Origin of the sequence: Bowmanella dokdonensis (assembly GCF_017254865.1) — a bacterium.
GTDB classification, from domain to species: domain Bacteria; phylum Pseudomonadota; class Gammaproteobacteria; order Enterobacterales; family Alteromonadaceae; genus Bowmanella; species Bowmanella dokdonensis.
In genome coordinates this window covers 42093-65748 of record NZ_JAFKCV010000016.1, presented here as the reverse complement: position 1 = coordinate 65748, position 23656 = coordinate 42093, and the positions used below count along the sequence as shown (strand labels likewise).

17 protein-coding genes are annotated in these 23656 nt (G+C 52.8%); 8 read left to right on the top strand and 9 right to left on the bottom strand.

The genetic code is table 11. From position 1 onward, the window contains the following. Positions 1-2: 2 nt before the first annotated feature. The 6 genes from J0A66_RS18970 to J0A66_RS23735 form a co-directional block, all read right to left on the bottom strand. The gene (locus tag J0A66_RS18970) at positions 3-251 is read right to left on the bottom strand and encodes an acyl carrier protein (RefSeq protein ID WP_206575433.1); all 249 of its coding nucleotides are present in this window, start codon (positions 249-251) and stop codon (positions 3-5) included. Between the two features lie 34 nt (positions 252-285). Then, positions 286-1158 carry a GNAT family N-acetyltransferase gene (locus J0A66_RS18965; RefSeq protein WP_206575432.1) on the bottom strand — a complete coding sequence of 291 codons (873 nt, stop codon included), beginning with the start codon at positions 1156-1158 and terminating at the stop codon, positions 286-288. A gap of 8 nt (positions 1159-1166) precedes the next feature. Beyond that, entirely contained in the window at positions 1167-2597 is a 1431-nt protein-coding gene (locus tag J0A66_RS18960; RefSeq protein WP_206575431.1) for an SDR family NAD(P)-dependent oxidoreductase, read from the bottom strand. 2 nt (positions 2598-2599) lie between these two features. Continuing rightward, positions 2600-4465, bottom strand: coding sequence for an HAD-IIIC family phosphatase (locus J0A66_RS18955; RefSeq protein ID WP_206575430.1), 1866 nt, complete (start codon positions 4463-4465; stop codon positions 2600-2602). Positions 4466-4492: 27 nt separating this feature from the next. Next, positions 4493-4735: an acyl carrier protein gene (locus J0A66_RS18950; protein ID WP_206575429.1), complete on the bottom strand. Its 243-nt coding sequence runs from the start codon at positions 4733-4735 to the stop codon at positions 4493-4495. Positions 4736-5004: 269 nt separating this feature from the next. Beyond that, entirely contained in the window at positions 5005-8457 is a 3453-nt protein-coding gene (locus J0A66_RS23735; RefSeq protein WP_206575428.1) for a DNRLRE domain-containing protein, read from the bottom strand. Positions 8458-8836: 379 nt separating this feature from the next. Here J0A66_RS23735 and J0A66_RS18940 point away from each other — a divergent pair, with 379 nt between their 5' ends. The 7 genes from J0A66_RS18940 to J0A66_RS18910 all read left to right on the top strand — a co-directional run bounded on the left by J0A66_RS18940 (position 8837) and on the right by J0A66_RS18910 (position 17066). After that, positions 8837-9544: a tetratricopeptide repeat protein gene (locus tag J0A66_RS18940; RefSeq protein WP_206575427.1), complete on the top strand. Its 708-nt coding sequence runs from the start codon at positions 8837-8839 to the stop codon at positions 9542-9544. Positions 9545-9556: 12 nt separating this feature from the next. Next, a complete protein-coding gene (locus J0A66_RS18935; RefSeq protein WP_206575426.1) occupies positions 9557-11008 on the top strand; it encodes an oligosaccharide flippase family protein in 1452 nt (483 codons plus the stop codon). 66 nt (positions 11009-11074) lie between these two features. After that, positions 11075-12772, top strand: a complete 1698-nt coding sequence (locus tag J0A66_RS18930) for an asparagine synthetase B family protein (RefSeq protein ID WP_241264309.1) — start codon at positions 11075-11077, stop codon at positions 12770-12772. After that, entirely contained in the window at positions 12765-13715 is a 951-nt protein-coding gene (locus J0A66_RS18925; RefSeq protein WP_206575425.1) for a polysaccharide deacetylase family protein, read from the top strand. The genes J0A66_RS18930 and J0A66_RS18925 overlap by 8 nt, the downstream gene beginning before the upstream one ends. A 61-nt stretch (positions 13716-13776) precedes the next feature. Then, positions 13777-14775 (top strand): polysaccharide deacetylase family protein, encoded by a 999-nt coding sequence (locus J0A66_RS18920; protein WP_206575424.1) that lies wholly within the window; start codon positions 13777-13779, stop codon positions 14773-14775. Positions 14776-14777: 2 nt separating this feature from the next. Then, on the top strand, positions 14778-15863 hold the full coding sequence (locus J0A66_RS18915; RefSeq protein WP_206575423.1) for a sugar-transfer associated ATP-grasp domain-containing protein: 1086 nt from the start codon (positions 14778-14780) through the stop codon (positions 15861-15863). Positions 15864-15902: 39 nt separating this feature from the next. Then, positions 15903-17066 carry a hypothetical protein gene (locus J0A66_RS18910; RefSeq protein WP_206575422.1) on the top strand — a complete coding sequence of 388 codons (1164 nt, stop codon included), beginning with the start codon at positions 15903-15905 and terminating at the stop codon, positions 17064-17066. A gap of 24 nt (positions 17067-17090) precedes the next feature. Here the strand turns inward: J0A66_RS18910 and J0A66_RS18905 are convergent, their stop codons facing one another. Next, positions 17091-18335 (bottom strand): ATP-grasp domain-containing protein, encoded by a 1245-nt coding sequence (locus J0A66_RS18905; protein WP_206575421.1) that lies wholly within the window; start codon positions 18333-18335, stop codon positions 17091-17093. Positions 18336-18654: 319 nt separating this feature from the next. On the opposite strand from J0A66_RS18905, the gene J0A66_RS18900 reads away from it, so the two are divergent. Further along, positions 18655-20766, top strand: a complete 2112-nt coding sequence (locus tag J0A66_RS18900) for a PQQ-dependent sugar dehydrogenase (RefSeq protein ID WP_206575420.1) — start codon at positions 18655-18657, stop codon at positions 20764-20766. A gap of 66 nt (positions 20767-20832) precedes the next feature. Here the strand turns inward: J0A66_RS18900 and J0A66_RS18895 are convergent, their stop codons facing one another. Together J0A66_RS18895 and J0A66_RS18890 are read right to left on the bottom strand one after the other, a co-directional pair. Then, entirely contained in the window at positions 20833-22293 is a 1461-nt protein-coding gene (locus J0A66_RS18895) for a polysaccharide lyase (protein WP_206575419.1), read from the bottom strand. Between the two features lie 89 nt (positions 22294-22382). Further along, positions 22383-23543: a chondroitinase-B domain-containing protein gene (locus J0A66_RS18890; RefSeq protein WP_206575418.1), complete on the bottom strand. Its 1161-nt coding sequence runs from the start codon at positions 23541-23543 to the stop codon at positions 22383-22385. Positions 23544-23656 lie beyond the last annotated feature (113 nt).

Here is a 23656-nt window from a genome sequence, read left to right as displayed (position 1 = left end):
ACTCAATCCACCTTGCTTTCCACAAAAATCGCCAGGGTGCCGACCGTTTCAAATACTTCGGCACTGATTTCATCGTCTTCTATGGTGCAGCCAAATTCGTCTTCCAGCGCGGTGATGATTGACACTACCGCCATGGAATCGAACTCGGGCAATACGCCAATCAGACCGGTGGAGGCGTCGAACTCGCCTTTCCTGTCCTGGAGGACTAAAACATCACATACGATGTTGATGGTATCGTCTAGGTACTTCATTTTTTCTCCTGAAAGGAATCATTAAAATAATCATTCAAAGCTTCAACGCGGCCATTTCGCTGTATATATACTGTACCTGGTGGGGCTGTAACTGGTCGCTCAGATAAAACCGCTGATGACCCTCATCCGTTATGCCCCGGATTGATTTACCCTCAGGTAAGAACCGATTCTCCAGTCTGGTGGTGAAGATGTGATGCCGTAATAACAGATGGCTCCTGAATGCGCGCCAGTGTTCAAGCAGTTTCTCATAATCACTGACATACAGCAGTTGTGCGGCTTTGGCTCGCTTGTATTTTTGCCGTTTGATAATCACCAGTACAGCATGCTCTGCAGCTTGCATTACCAGCGGCAGTAACCAGTCATAGGCCAGATGATCGGTCAGGATCCTGGCCTGTTCTTCACTCAGCAGCGTCCTGGCCTGCTGCATATCGGTCACAAAGCGGACTTTTCTGGAAAAAGGAGAGGTCGGCCAGTTGGGTGCCCATAAGATCCCCTTGTCCATGGGCTTAAAACCCAGATAAGCAAAAATCTCCAGGCCACTCTGGTTGGGTGTGAACATAGTAAAATGGAAGCCCGGTTGCTGTATGACGGCCAATACCAGTGAAATGCTCTGCTTGCGATATTCGGGCAGTACACACCAACTATGCGGATTACAGATGTCCAGCCACTGCCCTGCTATTTTCTGTTTGGAGTACAAGGCACAAAGCACACCCACGACTTCACCATCCTCCCTGACCAGGGCAAAACCATGATTGGGCACATCCCGGTCCCAGGTCTGTAACAAACACTCCTGCCATTTTTGTGCAGAAAAACGACCGCTCATATGCCGATGGAGAAATTCGCCGGCTCTGGCGATAAGCTCTGTCTGGATAGGTTGGATCTCTGCTTTGTTGCTGGCCGAATCCATAACCGGTTTTAACCTCTGTCTGATGGTAAGTGAGCTAACATACTGTTAACCGTGTCCATGGGGGTGCTGTGTGTCACACCGGCCGTTTGATCGGTCAGCATGGGTTGCAGGCGGGGGGCACTCATTGTCCATTGCCGGTATCTGCCGGCAATCTGGGCCAGACAGGTTTCGGCCGCTGCCTTGGCGGTAATATATTCGGCAAATCCCTTCTTCTGCTCCTGGATAAAGATGCTGGAGGGAATAAACAGGTGCAGGGCTTTATCTTTGTAGCCATGCTTGTCTGCGGCCACCGCCAGCACTTCGTTGAGGCCGAACACATAATGTTGCAGGAACAGCTGCAGCAGTCTGTTATCAAAGCTTTGTTCGTTCTTGGTGATTTTCGGTGAGCTGAAATGATACAAATGGGTAATATTCTGCCTAAATACAGCATCCAGTGTCGGCTCGTCGAGATTACCTATATCCAGCCTTATCGCCTCACACTGTCCACCCCAAGCCACTATCTCGGTACAGACCCGTTGCGCATCCTCCTGACCTGAAGCGTAAGTAATGATCACTTTGCCGCCGCCGGCGGCGATCATTTTTGCCGTGACCTCTCCCAGCCCCCTGGAACCGCCAATCACCAGGGCCCGCTGAGCGCTGAATCGGCCAACTGGAATGACGGTCGAAATTTCCTCCATGGAAGCCTGCTGCACCGGCCTGGGCCGGAAGAGGGTTTCTATTTCGCCCTGCATACAGCCAGAGGTGACATTTAACAGAGCGCGGTTGAATCGCTCGTCCACTGAATCTGCCTGGTACCTGGCCTGCCCGCGGGAAACAGCCACCTCTGCAGGGCCAAACTGCACATCGAAACCCGCAAAGACTGAGTGCTGGCCGGGGCATCGCATGCCGACGATTCGGGTCAGTACCAGTAAATTGGCAATCTGCTCATGGGGAACGGACGCGCAAAGTGACGGAAACAGCGTTTCAGCCAGCTCCCTGTCCCAGCAGATGTCCACTTCTTCATCTCGTCCTATTGCATTGTGCAAGGTCAGTTGCGCGGGTAACTGAGCATCAAGCCGGTGGTCGCTGACATGATCTTTGCAACTGCCATCCCGGGCTGTCAGAGTCAGCTTAAGCAACTGTGCCCGCTTGCCGTTAGCCAGCAGGCTGAGCCTGAACTGATTCTCTCCTTTGGCCTGCCAAACCACCTCCAAAGGCGTGCCCTGGACGATGGGGCTGGCATAAGTGGCGGACAGGCTCTGTATTTGCTCTGACTGTCCTTGCCTTTGCGCAAAGAAACGGTCCAGAGCCACAAGGGTGCCGTTCACGCCGTGGATAACGGTATCGCCAAATTGCACGCGGCGGGCGGCAACAGGATCCAGATGCATGGGGTTCCAGTCACCGGAAAGGTTGGCAAACTGGCCACTCTGCTGCTTGTCGATTGTGAGGGTAGGTGCCATGGTCATTCGATACTGATAGGTGGAGACTTGAAGTTGTAACGGGTCAGGTCGAGCTCCCAGCTTCCCGAATCCTGTTGGGCAAAGCCCAGTGAAGGATAGAGATCCGCCACCAGGGCGTTTTTCGCACTGGGGATATATTGGCCTGTCAGTTTTGTGGCGTTGTCTGCCAGGGCCTGGCGGACTATCTCGTCACACATCAGGTCTTCCAGACGACGCTTGATAACCCGGCAACTCATCAGCCAGGTGTCAATTTCCCACTGACCCGGAGTCTTCTTACAGATAACGACAGACACTATGCCGTTATCGCCAAATTTGTCCATCAGCCGGGCCTGAAGACAGAAATACTGGCTTGATCGCTCAAACTCCAGCACCTGGGCTTCGGTATAGCGTTGCGTGGTCAGGTTAAACTGGTTGGTCTTGTTGATCAGTTGTGTGACCCGTTTGTAACTCATCTCATCGAATGATCCCATCACGGCGACCATCTCCAGCGACTCCAGGTAGCTGTCCAGATCGGTGGCCGATTCCATCAGTTTCTGTCGCTGACTGTTCTGCCTGTACTGTTCGGCCCGCAGCTTGTCTTCTTCGGTGAAATTGACCGTCTCAAAGTAATTGGCGGCCATCAGGGTACGTACGTAGAGCGCGGGATCCGAAGGCAGTTCCGGAACGGCGACCTGCGGCAGATTCATTCTGACGATTTCACGCTCTGCGGGATTGTCGTCCACGAATACCAGTGAATCGATACCTATATTCAAGGTACGGGCAATATGCTGGAGGTTGCTCACCTTATCGTTCCAGTTAGCCACAAACACCGCAATGTCTTCTTCCCGGAGGACCATATCCAGATGATCCTTGAACGGCTGCAAGGCATTAATCTCGTCGTTCTTAGAGCAGACCGCCAGTATGATCCCGCATGCCTTCAGTTCCTTGGCATAGCGTTGCAATTGCGCATGGGCCTCACCCTGAGGATGTCCCTGCCCCAGGATAATCCCCTCCATACCGTCATCACCAATAACCCCGCCCCAGAGGGTGTTATCCAAATCCAGTACCAGGCACTTTTTGCTTTTACCGCGGATACCTGCAAGCAGGGCCGCCAGGCGTTCGAAATAGAACAGCTCCGCCTGATCAGAGAGAGCCAGGCGGGAACTGAGCCATTGTCTTTCATCAAACCAGTTATGGGTACCCAACTCTGCGGCAATAGTCTCCACATCGAGCAGGTAGTCATCGCTTTGCGCAATCAGGGGGGTAATGGCGTGATTAAAATCATGGATCTGTTTTTTCAGACTGCCGGTGAGTCTTCTGTCCAGGCTGCCAAGCAGATTGACCGGAGGTACCGCCAGGGTGGGGACAATGCAGTTGACCTGGCCATGACGGGCAAAGCCCTGACGGATCTGATCGATATACTGAATTGCATCTTCAGCATTGAAGCCTTCGGCACAACCGGCTACGGTCTGGCTGGCAAAACTGAAGGCACGGTAATCGAGCATCAACAATACCAGATCTGGCCTGGCGGCATTGATGGTGGAATCCGGCAACTGGGACTCCTGAAGGGCCTGGTCGAAATCGGCAATCACAGGCTCTATCCAAATCCCCCTTCTCAGGGCAGAGATAAACAGGCCGGGCACCATGAGATCCGTGGTACCGTTGCTGACAATCCCCAGCTTTACCTTATCAAAACCCTGTTGCAGTTGTTGCAGCTTGTCGTCACTTAACTTCACAATGCTGCGGTACAGACGATTACACTGATTCTGGCTCAGGCGACTGTCGGCTAAGCGTTTAACAATTGGCGCCGTCTCTTGGTTGCTTTCCAGATCCTTGCACAGTTCCTTGAAATTGTCTGGGGGAAGGGGAAGCCAGTCTAGATCCTGCATGTCCATATACCTCTGATTAACCGGGACTTATTGTTTTTGCGCTATGGCTTCGCTAAGGGCACGTACAGATTTCAAGTCTTCGATTTGGGCAATGTCGAACTTGATGCCAAATTCCTTTTCAATCGCAGTCAATAACCGAATCTGGGCCAGGCTGTCCCACTCTTCGACGTCATCGCTGCTGAGCTCCACAGAAAATTCGTAATCCCCATCGATGAAGGTATCTTCAAATATTTCATCCAGCCTGGCCAGAATATCAGTATTGTTTTGCATTGGTGTTCCAACGGGTTTTAACTATTGTTTGGCGCAATTGTATCGGTTGTTCAATTAAAGGTTAAGCAATAACCTTTGTCCGGATCGGTTGACCCGGCATATTGGTACGGCGTCTTATCAAAAAACCGTTAAAACTTGGTCTCATTTGAAGCAAATGAACAAGTCCACCAATAGGACGAAGGTGGGTAATTATTGTCAGCCAAGGCGCAGTGATAAAGAGCTGTAAAGTAACGGGCAAAGAAAAAGGGGACGCGAGTCCCCCTTTTGGATTAGAAAGCCAGTTCCAGCCTGGGCCAGACCGAGGGATCCTCAGCCTCTTTACTGTGAATGTATCTGGCGACCCATTTTCCGTCATTATGGGCGATTAGCATCAGGCCATGGTTAGGTTCGCCGGCCAGCCATTTGCGCACCTGACGGGTAATATCGATACTGATCTCGCTGGGTCGGTTATCGTCACCCGCCTCAACACTGGCAATAGGAGCCGTGCCTTGCTCCACGCCGTTTTTGTCAAGCCAGTCACCCAGATTATGCTCCCAGGCTCGCTTGGTGGTGGTATCGGCGTATTCACGGTTACTGAAGTCCTCATGCCAGGGTTGTGCCACGGCATAGACATCAATTCTCATATCACCGTATTCTTCATCCGTGTATAGCTTCAGAGTCGCTGTCACCCTTTGATAGTCCAGCATTTCAAGCGGGAAGCGCAGCAGGGCATTTCTGGATGTGGCCACATGAAAACGCTTGCTTTGGCCCGCCACCTTGACGGTTGACTCGGCGTAAAAGGTATCCATATCAGGGTACAGGGTCAGACTGCTCAAATTACTTAGACTGCCGGGTACCTCCACCTGCAAAGGATCGGACAGAGACGACATATTACCTTTCTCATCTACTGCCTGGATCCGATATTCCAGCTTCGCACCGGGTACGATATTGGGATGTGAATAACTGTTGTCACTGACCTGATCCAGCATCAGGTCTCCCTGGTAAATGCGATAGGCAGTCACTTTATCTTGGGCATCCGCTTCCTCCCATCTCAGGGTAAGATAATTGTCGGATAGCAGCTCAAGGGCAAGTCCTTCAGGGGTAGGAACTAAGCTGAGATCAATCTCGCCATTTGCCTGCCCTGGGTTTTGCCCGTCGATGGTCAAAACCTGTTGTCTGGCCGCGGTGCCCCCCGCGCCCCGACAATCCAGACGCACAACACCAGGTTGGCTAAAAGGGCCGATGATTTCCTCACCACTGGTCCCCTTGTTACCCTCCCACAGGCCGCTGGCTTCGCAGCTCTGCGCATTGTCTGCTTGCCAACTGACAGTAACCGCCTCCTCAGAGCTGATATCGTTGTTACTCAGTTCAATCTGCAGGCTGGGTGGCATAGTGGTCGGGCTGTCTATGCCGCCAACCGGCTGTTCAGTGGCCAACACCATCTGATCCAGGTAAACGGCCGAATCCTGGCAGTTTCCATCCACCCCCCCTTTATATATGTTCAGCCAGGCCAGGCGATTGTGCAGAAAATCATGACCTTCGTTACGGAACACCATATTGGTTTTTTCATAGCTGAGCTGACCATTCACCCAGCCACGGATCACACCGTCTTCCTGACCGGGGGTATTCATGGTGACCTGCATCTCTATGCGATTCCATTGCTCTCTCTCCAGTACACCGCCGTCGCCCATACCACAATACAAACTCTTAGGATCTTCGGCACAAGTACCCCGATAGGAGGGGATCTGACCAAAGTAACCGTCCCAGGTGCCGATATGACCGGTTCCCGACCCTTGCAGGGCATGGTAGAGGTAAGATCCCAGCCTTGTCGCCGCCGCGGGTTTGGTTTCACAGGCCTCACCTGAGCCACTCTCACAGCCACGGAATACCATACGCATGGACCAGCAGTTTTCACCGTCGCCGGCATTCCCGCCGTTGCCACACTGACCAACCGGATCTTTCCAGGTACGGGTATCGGCCAGGCCAGGAAACTTGCCGCCGGAGCCGACAATATTGCCTTTGGCATTACACATGTTGGCATCCCAGTCTTTGTCCATCTTCAGGTAGTACCTCATGTACAGGTTCTGCGGTGCCATATTGGCGTTTTTGAGCGGCCAGTAGGCACTCAGCGCCTTGGTGGCCCCTTCCTTCATGTTGACCTTCAGACACTTTCCCTGGACGCATCCCTCTTCGACGATCTCTGTGTTTTGCGGTTTCTGGGTGATTAACCGGGGCTCATTGACGACGGGCTCAGACAAATAGTCGCCTTTGTCCCACCAGTCATCCTGATCCCAGGACTCGCAAAAGACAATGTCATCGCGTCCGGCCAGTTGGGATTCCTCATCGCAATCGCCCATTCTGTATCTGGCCTGCATAACAGGCATTTGCAACGGATAAGGGGCACTCATCTCACTGTGATTGCCGGCGGAGTCGAATGCCTGAATCTGAATATTCAACTGCTGCCCCTGTTCAAACTCCATGCTCTTGAAGCGGATCTGGTTCAGGGTGCTGTGCAGCTCGCCATTGACAAAGACTTTGTAGCCGGCGATCCCAAAGTTATCCTCACTTGGCTGCCAGGTGACTGAGAGGGCACCGGGGTGGGGAAACGACGCCTGCACCTTGGTCGGTTGACAGGGGGACTCACTGTCTGCTGCTGTAGGCAGTTCGAACAAATACGCATTGTCCTCCGAGCCGTTGACCAGTAAAAATTTGTCCATATCGGGAAGGTAATCAAACCGACCAAAAGTCCCATGGAATACCTGCTTGGAAGGGCCTCCATCAAAGGCGATGGAATCCCAGGCCAAAGTATCGGGGTCCTGGAAATAGAGTTTACCGTCGCCGACCCAGGCATAAAATTTCCCATCCTTGCTGTTATAAGCCAGGCCAGGTGCCTTGTGTTTGCGGATGAAGTCAGCATCGCCGGTCAGGGGGACAGCGTCTCCCTGGTACAGACTCCCCTCTCTGAGGTCATAAATTATCTGTTTGCCCTTGCCGATGATCAGCAGTCTTCTTCTTTGGGGATCCAACGCGCCGTTCACATCCAGTCCGACATTGCCTGCGGAAAGTTTTTTATAGACGCCTCCGTCAGCATGGTACTCGTAGCTGTACAGATTGTATCTGTCGTGCAAAAAGACTTTGTCGGTCACGGGATCATAGGCGGATACCAAGCCAAAGGTGGCCCGGGGAATATCTCCTTTAGATTCATCCTTGTGCCACTGACGGGATTGTGGGTCGAAGATCCAGGTCAGGCGGTCGGCGCCACCGGAACCACTGGAAAGGGAACCGGTAAAGGCCCATAGCTTGTCCACGTGGCCCATATAGGCCAAGCCGTCATAGGTATGGCGGCCATTAGGCTGAGTCCCATCAAAAGGTGCCAGCTCTGACTGCGGAGGAGAAATGTCTTTGTTGGACGGAGGCGCGGGATCGGTCAGGCGCTTCAGTTTGCCCGTGGTGGCATCCAGGGCATAGATTTCATTGCCATAATAATCGTTATGACCGCCACCCCAGATGTACATGATCTGGTTGTCAGCATCTAAGGTGCCTCCACTCCAGGCACCCAGTATGGATCCGCAATGGTTCGAAAAGTCGTACCCGTAATCGCCGAAGTTATTCTCCGGGCAGACATCTTTGAGCCTGGTACCAGGTAACTCACTCCAACCTGCAGCGGAGGCAGCCGAAACAAACCCTGCTGCAACAACAGAAATCAGGATGGAGGCGGTGGCCGGCCAAATTTTTCGTATCACTAAATAATCCTCTTCAAGCAGAAAGCCTTGAGGTCGCCCCCCAACCGGGACCAACCAATTAAGTGCTCTACACCAACAAGTAGTATTATTAGTTTCTGGGAAAGCAGGCGAAATGTAACACAATTGGTCTAATTTGAGTGACAAAAATACGTATGCCAGCATATAGGTATAAGAAGTGGACCATACCCTAAATGACTCAAGTCAAACTGACAGATTGATTTTTCAGGAAATAACCCCGAGTTGGGCGCTTGCCTTTGAGGTTTTTTTCTTTCGGAGTATAGTCTACTTCCTGGAGGGGCACTGCTGCCTGCGGCAGTCTCCTTTATTAGGTTTCCATCCGTGCAGCATGCCAGAATAAGAAAGGTAAGAATACCCGTCAATGAGTAAGCAAATCTGTTACAACGCCATGATGACAAAGCACAGGCTGCAAGTTTTGTTGCTGCTGATATTGGCCTTGCCGGTGCCCCTGGCAGTAGCCGATTGTTTTCAGCTACCCTGGTCACGCCATGATAAGCCCTGGGACTACTATTCCAATGAAGCCAGGATGCCAGATGGAAACACGCCTCAGGGCCTGATTAATCTGGTGGAGAAACACCACTTTGCCCAGTCCGTAAGGACCTTGCAACGGGGGCAGACCAGCCCGCTGCCCGGCGATATGATGTTTATTCTGAAGATCATTCCCAACCATCCTCTGGCGCTGGATACCTATTCGCGATTCGAAAAACGCTACAGGGAATCGGAGTCTTTTCGCAACGACAACTATGTACGTAAGCCGGAATTCAGTGCCGATTGCTTCTTTAAACGAGCCCACCAGGTTTTTCCCGGCAACGCACAAACCCTGCTCGTATGGGGACTGCACTTCTTCCGTAATGACGATTACGTGAATGCCCTGGACAGGCTGCTGGCTGCCAACGCCCTGGCGCCGGATGATGTGGAAGTACAGTACAACCTTGGTCTGACCTATGCCCAGTTGGGCAACCTGGAAAAAGCGCAGGAGTTTGCAAAGCTAGCTTACGATGCAGGCTATCCCCTGCCGGGATTGAAGAACAAGATAGATCAGCTTATTGCTGAGCAAGCAGCACAGTAAAGCCGGGACCCAATGAATTCACCCAAGACACGCGTTGCTTCCAGTGTTGGCTGGTCATTCCTGACCAGATACAGCTCAAAACTTATAGGAATGGTCAATACGCTGATATTGGCCAGGCTGTTGTCGCCCGAAGACTTCGGTATCGTCGCCATGGCAAGCATTTTTATCAATATGCTGATGGCGATGACGGAAGCCGGCATCCACCTGTATGTTATCCGCCACAAGGAAGATGACAACCGTATATATAACTCAGCCTGGACCGCCAATCTGATCCAGGCGCTGGTGGTTGCGTTGTTAATGCTTCTGCTGGCTCCCTATGTGGCTGACTTTTTTAATCAACAGGCCCTGGTTGAGATTATCTACTGCCTGGCGCTGGTGAGGCTGCTGGAAGGCGCTAAAAATATCGGTATTTTTATCGCCCAGAAACAACTTAACTTTCGGTTGGATTTCAAGCTCAGCTTCTACACCAAAATCAGTTCGGTGATCGTGACCGTTGCCCTGGGATTCTGGTTGAGAAGCTATTGGGCACTGGTGTGGGGACAGGTCTTGTCAGCCATAGTCGGACTGGTGCTCAGTTATACCATGTTCTCCTACCGGCCTGCCCTTTCCCTTTATAAATGGCGGGATATCCTGCGTTATTCTGCCTCCACCCTGCCTTTCAGTATCGGCGGTTTCATTAACGGGCAGGCGGATGTGATCATCGTTGGCCGGATGGCCACAGCAGATTTCCTAGGTAAATACCAGATGGGCCTGAACCTGGCCGGCATGTTTACCCGTGAACTGATGATGCCTGTCGTCAGAGGCTTGTTGCCCAACTTCGCCATCGTCAAAGAGACAGCCGAGGGTAAGAAGTTTCTGGCATTCGCCATTACCGGTGCCGTGTATGTGTTTGTGCCGCTTGGGGTCGGATTGAACGCCGTAGCGCCTGAGTTTGTGGCGACCCTGCTGGGAGATAAATGGTTGTCCGTTACCCCTATTCTGGCCTGGTTCAGTCTGTATACCATGATGACGGGAATCATGATGTTTCTGGGCGGTCAGTTTTTGATCGTAATGGGGAGGGAAAAGTTGTCCAACCGACTGGTGTGGATGCGCTCCGTCATTTTATTTTCGACAATTTTCCTTACCTTGTACCTCAGCGACTATCATGCGCTGCCTCGCAGTCTGTTTCTGTCTGCCTGTGTGGCGCTGCCCATCGTCCTGTTAGTGGTTACCCGGGTGCTGGCATTTAATCTGGCGCAACTGTTGCTGCAATGGATTCCTCCTGTACTCTCGGCACTTGCCATGTGGATGTTGATTAGGTGGCTGCCCTGGCCGGAATGGCCGATGGCCATCATGTTGATAGTCAAGGTACTGGCTGGCGCACTTTGTTATGGTGTCTGTGTGGCGGTGTTTTACCTGTTACGTGGCATGCCCTCTGACAGTCTGGAAGCCTTCCTGATAAGGAAACTGATGCCAGCCAGGTAAGTTGTCACGGCCAGGTCAAAGATTGAATAACGCGGAAGTGGAGAGAAGGAATTGCAGGTTAACCCATTGACTATCAATACCAATCTACAATTGGTGTTGCCCGAGTACGGAACGCTGGACAAGGCTTTTGATGGTCAGGCCTTTGTCAGCATAAAAGGCCAGCTTGAGTTGGATGGCAACCCGGTTGACGCCGCGGCGTTGCTGGCGTTTCTGCAGGCTTCAGGAATCGGGCCGGACTCGTTCCGCCATGTCTCAGGGACGTTCTGGGTGGCCTACGCCGACGGTAAGGGTAGCGTCTGGTTGCTGAACGACCACATGGGTATTCAGCCCTGCTATTACAGCCGGCAGGGCCAGTGCCTGTACGTAGCCTCTTCCCTGATGCATCTCAAAGGCTTGCCTGAGGTCACCCTGACCCTCTCGGAACAAGCCATCTTCAACTACTTCTATTTTCACTGTATCCCTGCGCCGACCACTATTTATAAGCAGGTTGAAAAACTGGAACCCGCCAAAGCTGTGCATTGGAACAGCCAGGCAGAATTCAGCAGCCTGCTTTGCTACTGCCCCCGGTTTACCCATGAAGTCAATGACGATGCCCGGGGCTATCAGCAATGCCTGTCGACCCTGGATGGGGCGGTTGAAAAAGCCATCACGCCTGAATGCGGCGCCTTTCTCAGCGGAGGCCTGGACAGTTCCAGTGTTGCCGGCATGCTGTCCAGGCACACTGCAGCTAGAACCTTCTCTGTCGGCTTTGAAGCCAAGGGATACGATGAAACCGAGTTTGCCCTGATCACGGCGAAGCATTTCAATACCCAGCATGAGGTGCTGTATTTAAAGCCTGCCCAGGTGGCCGATGCCTTTGTGAAGGTGGCGCAATATTTTGATGAGCCTTTTGGCAATTCATCGGCTATGGCCGCCTATTTCTGTGCCAGTTTCGCCAAATCCCACGGGGTGAATAAACTGCTGGCAGGAGATGGGGGCGACGAAATTTTTGCCGGTAATGCCAGGTATGCCAAGCAAAAGGTCTTTGAACCCTATTTGGCGCTTCCGGCCTGGTTACGTGCGCCGTTGCGAGGGATTTTTGTCGGCTCGCCACTCAGTGGCCTGCCCGGATTTAAGAAGGTGGCCAGCTATATCCGGCAAGCCGAAGTCAGACTGCCAGGCCGCCTGCAAACCTATAACTTTATCAAGCAACTGGGCGCTGGAGGGATTTTTTCTGCCGACTTTCTGGCCAAGGTTGACCAGACGTTGCCTGAACGGCAGTTCAGCAAGCGTTACCATGAGTGCAGCAGCGACCGGCCCATAGATGCCATGTTGTTTTTGGACTGGAAGTTTACCCTTGCCGACAATGACCTGGTCAAGGTCAGTAAAATGTGTGAGATGGCCGGGGTCGAAGTGGCTTATCCTTTCCTGGACAAGGAAATGGTGGATTTCAGTTGCACCGTCCCTGACTCGGCCAAGTTGCCCGGACAGAAACTGCGACATTTCTACCGGCAGGCGTGCAGGGGATTTCTGGCCGATGAGACCCTGGATAAGGAGAAGCATGGTTTTGGCTTGCCCTTTGGCGTATGGATGCGGGAGAACGAACAACTCAGGACACTCAGCCTGGAGATGCTGCAGCGCTTCAGGGAGCGCCATATTCTAAGCGACAGCCTGATTGACCAAGTGCTAGAAGCACACAAGACGGTCCATGCCAGTTACTACGGTGAACTAATCTGGATTATCGTGGTGTTGGAACTCTGGTTACAAAAGCATGAAGATGAATAATGTGCTTCACCGGCTGCTGGCCGGAGCTGGCAGGGTGCTTGGTCGGGGCAAGCTGAGCATCCTCAACTACCATCAGGTGCTGGAAAAGCCTGACCCACTGCGCCGCCTGGAAGTGACCGCCGAGACGTTTGACTGGCAGATGCAGTTGGTCAGCCGCTATTTCACGCCTTTGTCCCTGAATCAGGCCTTAGATGGCCTGCAACATGAGTGCCTGCCGGCCAATCCCATCTGTATTACCTTCGATGACGGATACAAGAATAATCTTACGGTTGCCCAGCCCATTCTCGCCAGGTATCAGGTTCCGGCCACTGTCTATGTAGCCACCGCCTTCAGTCAGGGCCAGAACATGTGGAATGACCGGGTGCTGTATTTGTTCAGCGACCCTGACCGGCTGACTCTGCAGGTTGGTGCAGAGAAACTGCAGTTAAGCGACTGGCAACGTCGCCGTGCGCTGGGATACGGTCTGATCAATAAGCTTAAGTATCTGCCGGTTGAACAACGGCTCGAACAAATTGCGCAGCTCTACCGGGACAATAATATCCAGGAGCAGGCTGCATTGATGATGACACCGGAGCAGATCCGGGAATTGTCTGATAAAGGCGTGACTATCGGCGCCCACACTGTGAACCATCCAATCTTAAAGATCTGCTCAGAACAGGAGCAAGCCGACGAGATCCGGCAGAGTCGGGCGCAACTGGCTGACTGGATCGGCAGAGACATAGAGCACTTCGCTTATCCCAATGGCGTGCCGGATAAAGACTTCGATCAGTTGACAGAATCCCTGGTCAGACAGGCGGGATTCAGCAGTGCGGTGGCCACTGAAAAGGGGATATCGGATAAGCAGACTTCGGTTTGGCGACTACGCCGCTTTACACCCTGGGATAAAACCCCCCTCAAATTTCATTTCCGGTTAATTCAGAATCTGGTTAAGGCACAGCAATAACAGGCTGCACCGGGATATCTTCCCTTTGAACGGGAGGATCCGGATGCTAAAGGGAGGAAGTGTGAAACAACTGTTTCTTAGGGTCTGCAAGGGGGTGGGGCTTTTTCACCTGGCCAGGCGGATGACGGCTGACAAGGCGAGAATTCTCTGTTATCACGGTATCGCCATTGAGGATGAACACCAGTTCAGGCCGGGCCTGTTTATGCAAAGCGGGCTGTTCAGGCAGCGTCTTGCGCTTATTAAAAAGTGGCGTTTCAAGGTGGTCAGCCTGGATGATCTGCATGCCAAACTGGCCGGCGCCGGGAACGTCAGGGATCTGCTGACCATTACCATTGACGATGGTTGGGCCGGGATCGAACAAGGCATGGCTGACCCTTTGCATCAGGCCGGTTATCCGGCCACCCTGTATCTGTCGTCTTACTATGCGCAGAAACAAATTCCGGTGTTCAATGTGGCGGTGGCGTACCTGCTGTGGAAAGGGGGAGGAAGCCTGCAAGTTGCCCAGGACAGCCTGACAGCCCAAACCCTGGGCAGCACGACCTTGTCGCAGCAATCGATAGCGGTGCTGGAGGAGCGCCTCGATGCAGAGCAGCGATGCCAGGTCTTGCAGGAGGTCTGTCTGGAGGTGGGAGTGGATTACCAGGGCTGGCTGAACAGCGGCAAGTTTATGTACCTGGATATTCAAGCGTTGAAAAGGATCCAGACCCAAGGTATCAGCATGGAGTTGCACACCCATAGGCATACCTTCCCTCAACAGGATCCTGAGCGGGCTCGCCGTGAAGTGGAGGAAAACCGTCAATGGATAGCAAAGAACCTGGAAGAGCAGACCCGGCATTTCTGTTACCCCAGCGGTGAATACGCAGCCAGTCAGTTTGAATTGTTGAAGCAGTTGGGAATCGACACGGCTACCACGACAGAGAATGAACTGGCCGATCGTGACCGCTCATTATTTGAATTGCCGCGCATTATGGATGCAAACCGAGTGTCAAATCTGGAGTTTGAGGCAGAGCTCAGCGGCTTTATGACGCTGTTGCGCAGTACCAGGAAGAGGCTGGGATAAATATGGCATCAATTGTCAGTAAATTACGCACCACCCTGTCCATGCTCAGGACAGAAGCCAGACTGGCCGGGGTACCCTTTGCATCGGTATTGCTGGATTGCTGTCGCTTTTGCCTGAAAACGAAACTGGGACCCCGTTACTTCGTCGTTGCCGGTATGGCCAGGAAAGACTTTCCCGCTGAAAAAATGTGGCTGCATGTGTCCGCCAGGGAATATTACCAGGCATTGGAGACACTTAATCCCAAGCCCTACCGGAAGCTGACTCAGAGCAAGCTTTCCGAAAAGGCCATCTATGCCTTTTTACATATACGCAGCGCACAAATGCTGGGTTATTTCCACCCCCGACGTGGCATTGACAGGCAGGGTAACCCCTTAAAGACTGAGGAGACCCTGCAACAACTGCTGGCCGGGCTGGAGGGCCAGAAGATTTGTGTCAAGCCCATTGAAGGTTGGGGAGGGCAGGGAATTAAAGTCCTGCTGGTAGCGGGAACAGCCGATCATGTGATTTTGCAGGAGACAGTCAGTGGCAAAGAACTCAGTGTGTCTGCTCTTATGGACACGCTGAAAGATCCCGAAGGGGTCAGTGAATTCATTATCGAAGATTTCATTGAGCAGACACCCCAGTTTGCCGCCTTCAACCCCTCCAGCGTCAATACCCTGCGGCTCTGGGTGTTGGAGGCCAGGGGGCAAGCGCCACAAGTTATAGGCGCCTACCTCCGGGTGGGACGGCAGGGTGCAGCCGTGGACAATGCCTCCGCAGGGGGAATTATGTGCCCCGTCAATCTGGCCACCGGGGTGACCGAGGCCGGACTGACCAAATATAATCCCCATCGGGGACAATTGACCCATCACCCCGATCACGGTGCGCAATTGTCCGGCGTACAGCTAATGGAATGGTCAGCCATCTGCCAGTTTGCCTGCGAGGTTTTGGCCAAGCTGCCAAATACCCGCTTCGCCGGCCTGGATATCACCCTGAGTGAGCAGGGGCCGGTGCTGGTGGAAACCAATGTCTCACCGGATAAGGACGGGGCTGCTCATGCCAATATTCCGTCCATAAAGCTGGTGCAAGCGGCTGCCGAATTAGCTTAAACTGCGCAGAGATTATCCACCCGGCATAAGGAAATTGATGTGTCATTACGGATTAGCGACTTTCGAGAGTTCACACAAGCCGACAGAAGAATCATTTCTGCGCTGGTTGACGGTGATGAGGTGTTTTTCTCCTTCCCGGACTGGGTGTCGTTGCGTACGCCCGGAGACGCCTTTATTGGTATCTGTCTGCTGGATGCTATGGCCACCGGCCGGAATATTGTGCTGGACGAAACAGTGCCTTTCAGCACATCTATACAGAACACCGTGGCAGAATTGCAGCCGCTTTACAGCATGTGGAATCGCGGTTTAAAGCGCGTTGAAGTCTTGGGCGAGGCTCAGGAAGCCGGTGTGGCAACGCCAGGTGCGGCCAGTTTTTACTCTGGCGGCATCGACGGCAGTTATTCCCTGGCCCGGCACTTTGATGCCATCACGCACCTGATAACGATGAACGGCTTCGAGGGATGGGATAAGGAAGAGCAGTGGGAGGTGTTTCTGAACCGTCAGATTCGCTTTGCCCAGAGCCAGGGAAAACGCCTGATCGATGTGCTGGGTAATTACCGCCAGTACGCAGAGAATCGCAAGATATCCCACAACTTCCAGCATGGCCTTGAACTGGGAGCGGTGGCGGCCATCCTGGGCTTTCCGGCCACCTATATCCCGTCCAGTTTCACCTGTGACGATTTGTTTCCCTGGGGCAGTCATCCGCTCACCGATCCCTTATGGGGGGATGCCACACGGAAGGTCATTCATGACGGCATGGACGTGTCCAGAACCGATAAAACCGAGTACCTGGCTGCCCACCAGGCGCTGCTGGACAACCTGCAGGTCTGCTGGCGGCATGTGGACAGCAACTGCGGGGAATGTTCGAAGTGTATGCGCACCATGATTGCTCTGAAGCTGTTGAATATGCATGCCGCCAGTTTACCCCCTCTGCAAAGTTTGCAGCAGGCCAAGAGTATGGCGGTGAAGAGCCATGCCGCAGTGCCGTTCGCCCTGGACCTGGCTTACCTGGCCAGGCGACAGGGACAGGAAGAACTGGCATCGGCACTGGAGAACAAAGTACGGCGGTTCAATATTCGCATGCATTGGGAGGCGCTGTTTAATCTGTTGACTCACTCAATATTCAAACGCCTGGTACATAAATGGCGAGGTACAGAATGGGTGAGCTGGCGCGTCACCATGACCCAGACCAATATCAGGTAGGATTTTCGCCGACGGTCCCTGAAATCAAAGGTTCAGCCTGCTTAGCGCTGAACGGATGAATTCCTTACAAAAACGCCCCAGGTTAATGAAATAGAGTTTTCGATCACCCGGATAGAGCAAGTCGGCCTTGATACCCGGGTGCAAAAACAGCGCGAAGAACTCCACCAGACAATAGAGCTTTTTCCCCAAGCCGACGTTTTTATCCTTTATCAGCGACAAGGCATAGCCGAAATCCGCCGGCAGGGCGTGACGGGCGCAGATAGATTGGGTAAGGCGGATAGCTTGTTCGGGAGCCAGTTTTTCAAAGAAATAGTCCATCTGGTAACAGGGGAAATGAATGCCGGCGAGAATGTCCAGGTTCAGGGCTGCCCAATACCTGGCATTCAATTCAATGAAATTGAAGCTTTGTGTAGTATCGTCCCAGCTATACTCCACCATGGCAGCTCCCTGCCAGTTGAGAAACGCCAGTCGTTGCAGCGCGTCCTGATACATGTCTTCCTGCCACCAACTCTTGCGAAGTGAGGTCAGACCGCCGGTATGTGGGTTATGGTGGCTGGCAATCACCATGGATTCGGCCAGGATCTTTCCGTCCATTGCCAGAATGTTGACTGTGGCCTTGGCGCCTTTAACACAACCCTGAATCAGCAGCTCTTCATACTCAGGTCGAAGTTGCTCGACCAGGGTTTTGGCCTCTTCCAGGGTTTCCACCCGCTTGACCAGACTCTCGTCACCCGTCCTGGCAAAGTAAGCATCCCCCTTGATAAACAAAGGTAATGGCCATTGGCCGATGGCCTGCCAGTCTATTTCATCATCTGATTTGATCACCAGGGTGGGGGGAATGTGTGATTTCACCGCAGGACTGTGATCCTGGCTGAGAAAATCGCCAAATGTCGCCGTCTTGCTCATACAACGGTAAACGTCCTCGCGGCTGCCCGCACCGGGTATAAGGTGGCAAAACTCCTCATAGTGTTCCTGAATGGCAATCAGGAATCCTTCACTGTGGACGATGGCCCGGATGTTTTCCCTGGCGATAAACTCTCTGAGCCAGGGGACGTATTGCTCGTCATAATCCGGTGAGACCACCGCATGACTGGCAAAACGGGAAGCCAACCCTAAGGCGTTGGGATTAGCTGAAACGGCGTAAACGTCGTAACCATGCTCCCCCAGGGAACGGATGGCGGCAATGGCACCCATTGCATCCGCTTGCGGTACCATTACCCGGTATTTGTTTCGCCAGTTTTTTTCCATGCTGTTGGGCCTGTCACTCAATAAGAATTCTGGGCAAGATTAAGGCATGCAAAAGTATTTGTATATCTGCTATCTGCTCAATTCTGGGACTAACTGCTCTGTTGATCTTTCTTTGCCCACTGATGTCACACGATTGTTGGCCTCGCCTGATCTGGGGTTGCCAAAGTCATAGTCGGGTAGTCACCCCGCTGGATGGCTAGCTGTAAGATTCACTTGTATTGGATAACGGGTACTTGGCAATATAGGGAGTCAACTGTCATGAGAGTCACTTCGAACGCGAAGTTCGCGGCTGTCAGCCAGCAACGGAAAACAAGCAATCAAATGAGGGACAAAGTTGGTGATGAAAAACAATAAATGGCAGCAGGTAGTCGTAGCCTTAGCACAACTGGGTTTTGTTGCCCTGGCGTCGATACTTGGCTACTGGATATCTCGCGAAGTTAACCTGATTCCCAGGTTTGTTATGCGCCTGCCCGAGGTCTATGTCAGTGTCGCGGATATGGGCAGACTAACAAGCATTTTCGTCCTGACGTTTCTTATCCAGATTTTCCTGAGCAACTTACTGTTTAAGTCACAGGCATTTAGTTCACTCAAACGTTTTGGCAACGAATATCTCTGTTATCTGTTTGCATACACCACTGCCTCGCTGTACAGCTTTTTAGCAACCACCATCAATTATGATCCCCAACTGATTGCTGCTATCGGTTTGCTGTCCACGCTCTTTTATCTGCTGGCTATGGCAGCGGTGCTACTGTGGCGAGACAGGGCTTCCATAGGCGCTGCCATAGGCCAGCCAATCTGGGCGTTATTAAAATGCCTGGCCAGTATCCCTGGGGTGCTGGCTCTGGTGTATTTCCTCTTGCCTCTGGCACTGGGGGTCGCTTTCACCGCCGACCGCGATATAGCTAACCGTATTACACAAATTCGTATTTTCTTTAATCCTGTACCCGAATCAGAGTGGGGCCTGAAAAATCTGTATCCGGGCCTGGTGTTTGAACAACCTGTGCTGGTTCGGCAGGCGCCGGGAGAGACCGACAGCCTGTATATTCTTGAACGGGTTGGCCGTGTGTACAAAGTGCCGTTTCCAGAGGGGGGAGAAAAGCAACTGGTGCTGGATATCAGCGATCAACTCGGTGAGGTTGAAGTCGAGAATGGCGCAGTGGGTATGGCGTTCCACCCACAATTCAGTCAGGACCCGAGTAAGCGCCTGATGTATCTGTACTATACCGATACGCGCCCCGAAGAAGGACAATTGAACAAGTTGTCCCGCTTTGATTTGGCTTCCGGGGAGCCGGGGGAACGCAAGGCTTCCGAGTTTGTTTTACTGTCTCTTCCGCGCTCTGCCGATGGGTTCCACAACGGTGGCTCTGTGGAGTTTGGTTTGGATGGTTACCTGTATATCGGACTGGGCGAGGGCGTACACCCCAAAGAAGGACGCACCTCTGCCGAAGTATTGCGGGCCGGAATATTACGCCTGGATGTGGATATGCAGGCGAAAAATCCGCCTCCAGCACCTTTCGGCTTTGGCCAGTTGGCGGGATTTCATGTGCCGGATGACAATCCTTTTCTGGATAATCCGGAAATTCGCAATGAATACTGGGCGCTGGGGCTACGCAACCCGTTTAGGTTTACCTTTGATCCACAAACCGGCGATCTCTGGCTGGGGGATGTGGGCTCGACCATCTGGGAGGAAGTGAATAAAGTTGAGAAGGGCAAGCACTACCAGTTTCCTGTGGTGGAAGGGCGGAACGAAACCGGAAGCAAAGGCTGGGAACAACTGAACCTGCCTGAGCAGGGACCGGTTTATACCTACCAGCACAGCGCTTATGACAGGGCGGTCATCGGTGGCGCCCTGTACCGGGGAGACAAATATCCTTCCTTGAAAGACAAGTATGTGTTTGCCGATAATTATTCGGCCAAGATATTTGTGATGGATGGCGACCAACCCCAGGTTGAGGAGGTGAAACTGATAGCCCGGGCCAATCAATATGCGCAACGTGGTGTCAGCTCTGTGGTACAACTGGCAAGCGGTGAACTGCTGGTCACCACCCTTGGTGCGGCGTCCGATCCCAGTGGTGAGGTGCTGATGCTGGTGCGGGCCGAAGAAGCGGATGTGGTCGAACCGGAAGAGGAAAAAGACAGCGTGCCAAAGGATTACAATGAAGAGGCCACTGCTGCCCTGTTTGCGGTTAACTGTGCCAGATGCCATGGCGTTAAGGGAGACGGCAAGGGGCCAGATTCATCAATGTTGGGAGTCGAGTTGCCGGATCTGACGTCTCCCATGTTTCACTTCAAACGCTCTGCCGAAGAGATTCATGCTGTGATTGACAAAGGTGGTGCCGCTGAGGGGCTGAGCCCGATGATGCCACCCTGGGGGGGCTTCCTCAAGCCAGAGGAGATCGATCATCTGGTTATCTATATCCAGTCGCTGCCTGATAAGCATCATCATCACTAACCGGTGCTGCGCGTCTTTGCGGGTGGATCCGCATAGACGCGCTCAACTGGCGTCGCACTGCCTCTTTTATTTTTGCATCGGCCCGATGTATTGGGATGCAATGACAATATTATCCAGATACATATCAAACGCCCGCTTGGGTTTCTCAACCCCGCCAAAATAGAAATTGAACCAGATTTTTTCTATTTTCAGCTCGGTGGTATGACGAAAAATCAGTTGGTCTCTGATGAGGATCTTTACCCCATCAATCCAGACCTCCAGTAACCCGTCATTCTGTCCCGGGGTATTGAGCTTTAAATGTTGCTCTATACACACCCAGCGGCCGGGCGCCAGGGCAGCTAACGGATGACCCCAGGGGAGCACCCTGCCATATTTTCGCTCATCAATGGCTTCATAAAGGTAGCTGCCTATTGGCATATGGCCATGAAAAGGACTTTGGGGGTTGTCTATTGTTCCCATAAAGGCGCCACGAGCGGACCAGCCCTGATATCCGTCGTTGGGCCGTCCTCCCCAGCCGGCCTTATTATAGGTACCGCCAAAGCCTGGCAGTTTGCCACCCCCGCTGATATCGGCACCCTCGGCCAGCTTAAGATAGTAACGGACATACGCCTCTTCGGGCTCGTTGCCATGGTGCTTGGCGAAATAGTAATCCAGATTCAGGGCGAGGTTTTTGTCCGGTGTGAACCGGGCAACAGCACTGCGCCCTTCGCTTGGCAGAAAGTAACCGGCCTGCTGATGTGTCAGGTATTTGAGAGTGGCAGCGTTGGACCAGGTACTTTCCTGGGTGCCTAGTTTCTCTGAAAGGCTGTCCATCCAACTCTGGGAGTCGAAATTCTCAGCATAGTAAACGGCCTGGTGCTGACCTATTAATTTATCCTGGGGGTAGCTTGCGGCCAATCCGGATTGTGCTCCGGCGGATTCTTCGCCAACTGATAGCTGCAACAGTTCTATTTCATTCTCACCCTCCTGCTCGGCTCTCAGGTGCAGCAACAATTCTGCCCGGTGGATCTGCTCCAAGGCCAATTTTCCGGGAAGCGAAAAATGCAGGAGAGCAATGCGGCCTTCACCGACTCTCAGGGTTTCGGCCGTGCCCTGCACTTTGCGAAGGTTAGGTTTGACATAGGTGTCGATGCCGGCCTGCACATAGTATTCATCGCTATCGGTATAAAGAAGCAATGTCGGTGCCTTGAGGTCAGGGGCTTCCTTACTGAAAAACAGGCTGACCCCTTTTGGCTTGTTGGCACGCATTGCCAGTAACAGTTGTCGCTGTGTGAGATGTAACTCCGGGAGTTTCAGCAGCATGGGCCTCTCCCGGTTCCGGTCCTCTACTTTGAAGTGAATGAGTGGTTTGTGCTCTGCGAAGGCCAGCCACTGGCCAAAATCCTCAGCAGGCCAGTAAATACGCGCATCATCGCTGGCATAAGTGTAACTGGCCGATTCATCCATATTCAGGGCATAGCCTTGTCCGCTGACCATGACCAGCAGCAGAGACAGGAAAAACATGGTTTTATTCGATTGCTTATTCATCAGCCGCATCGTTGTCAGCGTATCTGACGCTTATCATGGCATGATTTCCCCAGGAGTTCGCGTTTGCCATCAGCAGGGGCTGGCAGATACTACTCAAGGCTTCCATTAAGGGGCAGGTAGCGATTATTTTGCGCGTCGATGGTTGCCCCGTCCCGGGTCTTGATTCTCCCATGCATCTGGTTGTACTCGGCGACAACTGTAGTGGCAGAAAACCTCGCATCTAAACCCAGTGTATTGAGCAGCACGTTGTTGCTGACCAGGGTATCCTCAGCCTTATTCAAGTAGATAGCCACGTCATTGCTGCAATTAAGGATCAGATTGTTGCTGATGACGCCACCGCTGTGTTCATAGGCACATTCAGGGCTCTGGCAAAATGCCGGGTCCGTACCGCCGTTACCAAGAGAAAGGCCTATGCGGCTATCCAGGGATGATTGGTGAGGAAGCCGCCAAGCGCAGTTGATTAAGTTGTTTTCAAGCCGGCCATTTCTGCCGCCACCTTTGAGGTAGATGCCGTACACGGTACTGGGGCGGCCATGAACCATACGACTGAAATCGGCAACAAAGTTATCGCTGATATGCCAGTTGTCCCCACCCACCACGTCAATGGGGGAGGCGGGACTTCCACCTTGGCGGATGCTCTGGTTGAGAAAATCATTGTGGCGTATCAGCACATTGTCCGGGAATTGCAGGGTCTGGCCGACTGGCTTCCCGTTGCTTTTCAGGTGGGCATTGAAATCGATAAAACGGTTATTCTCCAGTGCGACGTAGTCGGCGTTTCCTGCCAGGTGCACTGCGTGGTCGCATTGGGTCTGTTCATGGCAGGTCCCACGGAGGGTCAGATTAACAATTTTCCAGTACGACTTGTCAATGTAGAAGCCTTCTGTGGACTGCAGATGAATTTCAACGTCTCCCAGTTTGCCGGCTGCCAGGATGATGGGTTGGGATGCCGTGCCAGCAGCGCCTGTCTCTATTCTGTGTTGATTGAGGCGATAGGTGCCCCTGCGAAGCAACAACAATTGTCCGGGTCGTGCCTTGCGCAATGCTGACAGCAGCTCAGATTCTGACTCTATGTGAACAATTTCATGCATCGCCAGATCAGCAACTGGCAACGGGTTGTAGTCTGTCCGCGCGCCTACCTCGGAGAGGTCTCTGTCAAACTGAACCGGGGAGGGGCTTGGAAACTGCCGGATGATGGCCTGTGCCGTGTTGAATAAGCTCTTACGTACCCCCCACTGTGCTGTCAGGTTCATTTCAATATACTGTTGCGCTTTTAGGCCCCACTCATAACCGAAATTGCTGTTCAGCACACAGAAAAGGGAAAAGACTGCTGCGCCAAATAGCAGGACGCAGCTAGCCAACCATT

Bases quoted from the DNA above. Each gene is read 5' to 3' on its own strand.
- J0A66_RS18965 (WP_206575432.1), bottom strand. From the start codon at position 1,158: ATGGATTCGGCCAGCAACAAAGCAGAGATCCAACCTATCCAGACAGAG.
- J0A66_RS18890 (WP_206575418.1), bottom strand. From the start codon at position 23,543: ATGAACCTGACAGCACAGTGGGGGGTACGTAAGAGCTTATTCAACACG.
- J0A66_RS18970 (WP_206575433.1), bottom strand. From the start codon at position 251: ATGAAGTACCTAGACGATACCATCAACATCGTATGTGATGTTTTAGTC.
- J0A66_RS18940 (WP_206575427.1), top strand. From the start codon at position 8,837: ATGAGTAAGCAAATCTGTTACAACGCCATGATGACAAAGCACAGGCTG.
- J0A66_RS18935 (WP_206575426.1), top strand. From the start codon at position 9,557: ATGAATTCACCCAAGACACGCGTTGCTTCCAGTGTTGGCTGGTCATTC.
- J0A66_RS18915 (WP_206575423.1), top strand. From the start codon at position 14,778: ATGGCATCAATTGTCAGTAAATTACGCACCACCCTGTCCATGCTCAGG.
- J0A66_RS18950 (WP_206575429.1), bottom strand. From the start codon at position 4,735: ATGCAAAACAATACTGATATTCTGGCCAGGCTGGATGAAATATTTGAA.
- J0A66_RS18925 (WP_206575425.1), top strand. From the start codon at position 12,765: ATGAATAATGTGCTTCACCGGCTGCTGGCCGGAGCTGGCAGGGTGCTT.
- J0A66_RS18960 (WP_206575431.1), bottom strand. From the start codon at position 2,597: ATGGCACCTACCCTCACAATCGACAAGCAGCAGAGTGGCCAGTTTGCC.
- J0A66_RS18955 (WP_206575430.1), bottom strand. From the start codon at position 4,465: ATGCAGGATCTAGACTGGCTTCCCCTTCCCCCAGACAATTTCAAGGAA.
- J0A66_RS18900 (WP_206575420.1), top strand. From the start codon at position 18,655: ATGAAAAACAATAAATGGCAGCAGGTAGTCGTAGCCTTAGCACAACTG.
- J0A66_RS18895 (WP_206575419.1), bottom strand. From the start codon at position 22,293: ATGAATAAGCAATCGAATAAAACCATGTTTTTCCTGTCTCTGCTGCTG.